The organism is Methanospirillum sp., assembly GCF_035560735.1.
Lineage (GTDB): Archaea > Halobacteriota > Methanomicrobia > Methanomicrobiales > Methanospirillaceae > Methanospirillum.
Genome location: NZ_DATMYY010000167.1, coordinates 1 through 5822, shown reverse-complemented (window position 1 = coordinate 5822; position 5822 = coordinate 1). Strand labels below are relative to the sequence as shown.

Here is a 5822-nt window from a genome sequence, read left to right as displayed (position 1 = left end):
ACACATCACTATTATACTATCTTCGGAAACCAACAATTGGTCTTATGGCAGAAAGAGATATGATCTGAATTACTGGAAGAAATCTGCTCATAAAAAATAAACAGATCTATTTTGAGTGTACCATGCGGTTCTGCTGAGTATTGATGTGCATATCCTGCGTATATAGCGTGAAGAAAATTGTTGCGCTCTGACATCAAAGGATTGGTACGTTCATGAAGAATGGGAAAATACAAGATAAGATTCTGCTGGTAAGTTCTCTTGCAGATCGGGCAGGTAGTCTGATCCACGAGGAGATCCGACGCTTCCTATCTAAAAATCCTGTCCTTCAGAAACGATATCAACACAGGCAATTTGATGAGCGGCTGATTTACATTGAAGCATCTTCGCTTACAACCGACGCGGATCTCATCATCTTTCTCTCCCGTCATGCCAGTAAGGAACCGCGATCAGTTCTTTCGGTTCATGTTACTGGGAATTTCGGAGATGCTGTCTTCGGTGGCAATCCCGGAACACTTACTCCAGCCGCAACAGGCGTGATGCATGCGATATTGAACCGTCTTGCGAATGAAGTACCGGAGGGATATGAAGTTACTTACGAGGCTACTCATCATGGTCCGACATCTCTTCCGATACCTTCCTGTTTTGTAGAGATAGGAAGTACTGAAAAAGAATGGAAGGATCGAAATGCAGCAGCAGTTATCGCCCGTGCTGTTATCGATGCTGATCCAGAAGGTGTTATTTCTCTCGCAGGGTTTGGAGGAACCCATTATGCTCAGCGCCAAACCGAGATTACTCTCACAACAAGGGGTGGATTTGGGCATATTATGCCAACACGCGATCTTGTGTATCTTAACCAGGCCATGTTTGATGAGATGGTCTCATCATCTGGTGCAGAAGCAATTTACATTGATAGAAAATCCATATCCCGCATTGATATAGAACGAATCGAAGAATATGCTTCAAAACGTGATCTCATCATTGTGGGGCAGTCTGATCTACAGAATATGAGAAATGTATCCCTTTCTGATTACTGTTGTATAAGGAAACTTGCTGAGGAGATCCTTGCAGGTTCTGGAATTACAATACATGGAAAGATGCAGGGATTTGATCTAACTCCTATTACAATACCTTCAGATCTTCTTTTTGAAGCTACAAAAACGAACCTTGAGGAATTTACGAATGGAATACAATCTCTTCCAATAATACACCTGTCAGGAAAGGGCATTGCTGTTTATCCCACATTCATTACCAATCAGGAAAATGCCCTCCGGATTACGAATGAATTAATACATCTCTGCGTATCAATCTTACATAGAAACTGTATCTGCAGATTTGATGGGGACTGTCTAATCATCACCAAAGAGAAGTTTGATCCAGGAAAGGCAGCATCTCTTGGCATATCACCAGGCCCATTGTTTGGAAGACTTATGGCCGGCGAAGTGGTGTTGCATGAGGGCAGAGAAATAACTCCTTCGATGGTGAAGAGGATGACAGAAAAGAAGATCTGCATTCCGGGATGGGGCACATGATGAGATCTATTGTCGAAGAGGCATTAAACAGGGCGAAAACAGAAAGCCAGCCACCGCAGAATAACAGCGATCTGGATGCTGTTCTCAAGTCTATGATGACTAAAATAGCTGTCATCGGATGTGGGGGCGGAGGATCCAATACCATAAGCAGGATGCACGACGAGGGGATAACCGGGACCACCCTTTATGCAGTAAATACTGATGCCATGCATCTTGCGACTGTCCGTGCTGATCACAGGATTCTCATTGGAAGGCAACGAACCCGGGGTCTTGGAGCTGGATCCTATCCTCAGGTGGGTGAGGAGGCAGCACTAGAGAGTGAGCACGAGATTCACCGGGCTGTTGATAATGCTGATATGGTTTTTATTACGGCGGGACTTGGTGGGGGTACCGGCACCGGATGTGCACCTGTTGTGGCCAAGGCAGCACATGAAGAGGGAGCCCTGACCATTGCGGTTGTAACTCTTCCATTCACAGCTGAAGGAGCAATCAGATCAGAGAATGCTGAATCCGGTCTTGAACGTCTTCGTGAAGTAGCGGATACCGTGATTGTGGTGCCAAACGATCGGCTCATAGAGGTAGTGCCAAAATTACCACTGTCAGCAGCATTTAAGGTTGCAGACGAAGTTCTGATGCGTGCAGTCAAGGGTATAACTGAGTTAATTACTGTTCCAGGTCTTGTAAACCTTGACTTTGCTGATATCAGGGCAGTCATGGAAAAGGGAGGGGTTGCCATGATTGGAATGGGCGAAAGTGATGCCACTGATAAGGCAGCAGATTCTGTGCGCAAGGCCATCAGATCCCCTCTCCTGGACATAGATATTTCTGGCGCGACGTCCGCTCTTGTTAATGTTACTGGCGGTCCAGACATGACAATGGCAGAAGCAGAAGGGGTTGTTGAAGAGGTGTATAACCTGATTGACCCTGATGCACGTATCATCTGGGGAGCCCAGATCGATCCAACAATGCAGGGTTCAATCCGTACCCTCCTGATTTTAACAGGTGTTCGGTCGCCACAAATATATGGAAGAAATGAGAAAAGTAACCCGAAATTTCAGAGACACTTTGAGATAGACTTTCTGAAGTGATATCATATGGAAACCCCTAAGATCAATCTAAACCTGAATGAAGAACTCTTTCGTAAATATTGGCGAGTTCTTAAACTGGCACGCTTCCCAAAGCGTGATGAATATACAAAAATTGCCCTCGTGGCAGCAGCTGGTGTGCTGATTGTCGGAATGTTAGGTTTCATTGTATACCTGCTCTTTGTATACCTTCCGAAGTGATCATGGAGACTGAACCCCGCCTCACCCGAATCTACGCTGTCAAAACGACAAACCGGGCTGAGCGTAGCGTAGCAGACAACATCGACAAGGCAGTCCGGGATATCCGCAATACGATTAAGGTTATGTCAGTCATCGCCCCTGATGAACTGAAAGGATATGTGCTTGTCGAAACTACAGAACCTCTTGCGCGTGTTCAGGAACTGATGGAGCAGGTTCCAAGTGCGCGTACCGTCCTGCCTGGTGCAACTTCTCTAGAAGAGGTTGGGCATTATCTGACACCAAAACCAGCAGTCAGTGGGATTGATGAAGGTACTATCGTTGAACTTATCGCTGGCCCGTTCAAGGGTGAAAAAGCGGTTGTAAAACGTGTTGACGCTTCTAAAGAAGAGATTACTGTTGAGCTGTACGAGAGTGTTCTTCCAATTCCAATCACAGTCAGAGGCGATCACGTCAGAATAATTGACCGTGGCGAGGATGATTAATTTCATCCATTTTTTCAGAAACTCGCAAAGTATTTTTATTCTTATCCTTCGACCTTTATGAACCCAAAAGGGCATACCATGCCCCATCAGGGTGATAACAATGGCAGATGTGGTCGAGGTACTAGTACCCGGTGGAAAAGCTACTGCAGGTCCGCCACTCGGACCTGCACTAGGTCCCCTCGGTATCAATGTCAAAGCTGTTGTTGACGAGATCAACAAGAAAACTGCAACCTTCAATGGGATGCAGGTTCCTGTCCGCGTAGAGGTGGATGCGAAGAAAAACTTCACCATCTCAGTCGGTATCCCGCCAACAACTGCCCTCATTATGAAAGAGGCTGGCATTGAGAAGGGTTCAGGAGAACCCAATACCAAAATTGTGGGGAACATTCCACTGGAGGCCGCTGTCACGATTGCCAACATGAAACTCGAATCCATGCTTTCATATGATCTCAAGAACGCCGTAAAGGAAGTTGTTGGGACCTGTGTAAGTCTTGGTGTTACTGTTTCAGGCAAAAAGCCCAAAGATGTCATAGCAGAGATCAACACGGGCGTTCATGACGCGGTTCTCAAGGGATAGGTTCGCTATTAGCCATAGAAGATCGTGCTAAAATTCACGGTCGCAGAACTATGGAGGAACGTAATGGTAGAGAAGAGCGTCATAATTGACGCGATACAGAAGGCTAAGGAGTCGGCTCCTGAACGGAAGTTCACTGAGAGTGTCGATATTACTATCAACCTGAAGAATATCGATATGTCTCAACCGAAAAACCGTATTGACGAGACAATTCTCCTTCCTCATGGAAATGGCAGCAGAGCCAAGATCTCTGTCCTTGGTAGTGGTGATATCGTTACCCAGGCAAGAGATGCAGGTGCAGAGCTGATCATGGGCCCGGACGAGATCGAAAGACTCGGTGGAGAGCCCCGTGAGGCAAGAAAGGTTGCATCTGACTATCGGTTCTTCCTTGCAGAGACAAAGGTAATGGCCCTTGTCGGTCGCTGGCTTGGTCCACGGCTCGGTCCAAGGGGTAAAATGCCACAGCCAGTTCCGGACGGAGTAGATATCCGCCCGATTGTCGAGCGTCTTCGCAACTCTGTACGGGTTCGGACGAAAGACAAGATGGCCTTCTCCTTGAAGGTCGGAACAACGGCAATGTCTGATGAACAGATTGGCGAAAATATCGATGCGGTACTCAAGCGTGTTCTGGATAAACTTGAATCAGGCGAATTCCAGGTCCGCTCGGTCTATGTCAAGACCACCATGGGTCCGGCAGTTAAGGTGATGTAATAATGCCACTGTATACTGCTCACCTTCCCAAATGGAAGAAAGACGAGATCTCCGAGATCAAAAAACTCTCGGAAGAGTACAGGCTTACGGGCCTCGTTGATATGTATGGTATTCCCGCACGCCAGGTGCAGGATATCCGTCGCAATCTGAAAGGCAAGGCAGAACTTCGGATGACGAGAAACACCCTGATCGAACACGCCCTTGGAGAAATCGGCGGGGAGATCAAGGATCTCGGTGGCAAACTTAACGGACATTCTGCACTCATCTTCACAAATGAGAATCCTTTCAAGCTTCACAGTATGCTTGAGAAGACCAAGACGAAGATGGCAGCACGCCCGGGTGAGCTTTCACCAACCGATATCGTTGTCGAGAAAGGTCCAACCAGTTTCAAGCCTGGTCCGATCGTAGGAGAACTCCAGCAGGCAGGTATCCCTGCAGCCATAGAGGCAGGCAAGGTTACCATCCGAGAGACCAAAACGGTCGTCAAGGAAGGCCAGGAGATATCAAAGAAACTTGCAGATGCTCTTGCCAAGTTGGATGTCAAGCCGATGGATGTCGGTCTGCTCCTGCAGGCAGCCTTCTATGAAGGTACGGTCTACGAGTCTGATGTCCTCGCGATCGACGAGGTTGCATTCTACAACAACATCATCACCGCTGCAACACACGCATTCAACCTCTCACTCAATGCTGCGATCCCGACAAAGGATACTGCATCTGACCTGCTTACTAAAGCAGTACGTGAGGCACGCAATGTTGCAGTTGAAGCTGCTGTTGTCAGCAGTGATGTTATGGATGCAATTATCGGAAAGGCACAGTCACAGGCTATGGCACTACAGTCTGTGGTCGAATGAAACTGAGTAAAACGTCATACGCAAATAATTATAGGTGAACAATAAATGGAGTATATCTACGCTGCACTCCTCCTGCACAAAGCAGGTAAGGAAGTCAACGAGTCCGCAGTTCAGGCAGTTCTCTCTGCCGCTGGTATCGCAGTTAACGAATCCCGTGTAAAAGCACTGGTTGCAGCCCTTGACGGCGTCGACATTGAGGACGCTATCAGCAAGGCAGCAGTTGCTCCTGTCGCAGTGGCAGCAGCAGCTCCAGCAGCAGGTGGAGCTCCGGCTGCAGCAGAAGAGGAACCAAAAGAAGATAAGAAGGCAGAGGAAGAGAGCGGCATGGCAGGGCTTGGTGCCCTGTTCGGGTAACCCTCTCTCCTTTTCCGGACACGTATCAATTCTGG

General features: G+C 47.6%; 8 protein-coding genes. All 8 read left to right on the top strand.

Annotation, left to right across the window (positions count from 1 at the left end; translation table 11 throughout):
- Nucleotides 1-212: 212 nt before the first annotated feature.
- On the top strand, nucleotides 213-1529 hold the full coding sequence (locus VN429_RS05130) for a D-aminoacyl-tRNA deacylase (RefSeq protein ID WP_325630507.1): 1317 nt from the start codon (nucleotides 213-215) through the stop codon (nucleotides 1527-1529).
- Nucleotides 1529-2617: a cell division protein FtsZ gene (gene ftsZ / locus VN429_RS05125; protein ID WP_109967790.1), complete on the top strand. Its 1089-nt coding sequence runs from the start codon at nucleotides 1529-1531 to the stop codon at nucleotides 2615-2617. Before VN429_RS05130 ends, ftsZ begins: the two co-directional genes overlap by 1 nt.
- Nucleotides 2618-2623: 6 nt before the next feature.
- Nucleotides 2624-2815 (top strand): protein translocase SEC61 complex subunit gamma, encoded by a 192-nt coding sequence (locus VN429_RS05120; protein ID WP_325630505.1) that lies wholly within the window; start codon nucleotides 2624-2626, stop codon nucleotides 2813-2815.
- Nucleotides 2816-2817: 2 nt separating this feature from the next.
- Entirely contained in the window at nucleotides 2818-3297 is a 480-nt protein-coding gene (locus VN429_RS05115) for a transcription elongation factor Spt5 (protein WP_325630503.1), read from the top strand.
- 100 nt (nucleotides 3298-3397) lie between these two features.
- Nucleotides 3398-3874 (top strand): 50S ribosomal protein L11, encoded by a 477-nt coding sequence (locus VN429_RS05110; protein WP_109967385.1) that lies wholly within the window; start codon nucleotides 3398-3400, stop codon nucleotides 3872-3874.
- Between the two features lie 63 nt (nucleotides 3875-3937).
- Nucleotides 3938-4582 carry a 50S ribosomal protein L1 gene (locus VN429_RS05105; protein WP_325630500.1) on the top strand — a complete coding sequence of 215 codons (645 nt, stop codon included), beginning with the start codon at nucleotides 3938-3940 and terminating at the stop codon, nucleotides 4580-4582.
- A 2-nt stretch (nucleotides 4583-4584) separates the two neighbouring features.
- Nucleotides 4585-5433, top strand: coding sequence for a 50S ribosomal protein L10 (locus VN429_RS05100; RefSeq protein ID WP_325630498.1), 849 nt, complete (start codon nucleotides 4585-4587; stop codon nucleotides 5431-5433).
- A gap of 45 nt (nucleotides 5434-5478) precedes the next feature.
- Nucleotides 5479-5787, top strand: coding sequence for a 50S ribosomal protein P1 (rpl12p, locus tag VN429_RS05095; protein ID WP_325630495.1), 309 nt, complete (start codon nucleotides 5479-5481; stop codon nucleotides 5785-5787).
- The last annotated feature ends 35 nt before the right edge of the window (nucleotides 5788-5822 follow it).

Excerpts from the sequence above, each read along its gene's own strand:
- VN429_RS05130 (WP_325630507.1), top strand. The coding sequence starts at position 213 with ATGAAGAATGGGAAAATACAAGATAAGATTCTGCTGGTAAGTTCTCTT.
- ftsZ (WP_109967790.1), top strand. The coding sequence starts at position 1,529 with ATGAGATCTATTGTCGAAGAGGCATTAAACAGGGCGAAAACAGAAAGC.
- VN429_RS05120 (WP_325630505.1), top strand. The coding sequence starts at position 2,624 with ATGGAAACCCCTAAGATCAATCTAAACCTGAATGAAGAACTCTTTCGT.
- VN429_RS05115 (WP_325630503.1), top strand. The coding sequence starts at position 2,818 with ATGGAGACTGAACCCCGCCTCACCCGAATCTACGCTGTCAAAACGACA.
- VN429_RS05110 (WP_109967385.1), top strand. The coding sequence starts at position 3,398 with ATGGCAGATGTGGTCGAGGTACTAGTACCCGGTGGAAAAGCTACTGCA.
- VN429_RS05105 (WP_325630500.1), top strand. The coding sequence starts at position 3,938 with ATGGTAGAGAAGAGCGTCATAATTGACGCGATACAGAAGGCTAAGGAG.
- VN429_RS05100 (WP_325630498.1), top strand. The coding sequence starts at position 4,585 with ATGCCACTGTATACTGCTCACCTTCCCAAATGGAAGAAAGACGAGATC.
- rpl12p (WP_325630495.1), top strand. The coding sequence starts at position 5,479 with ATGGAGTATATCTACGCTGCACTCCTCCTGCACAAAGCAGGTAAGGAA.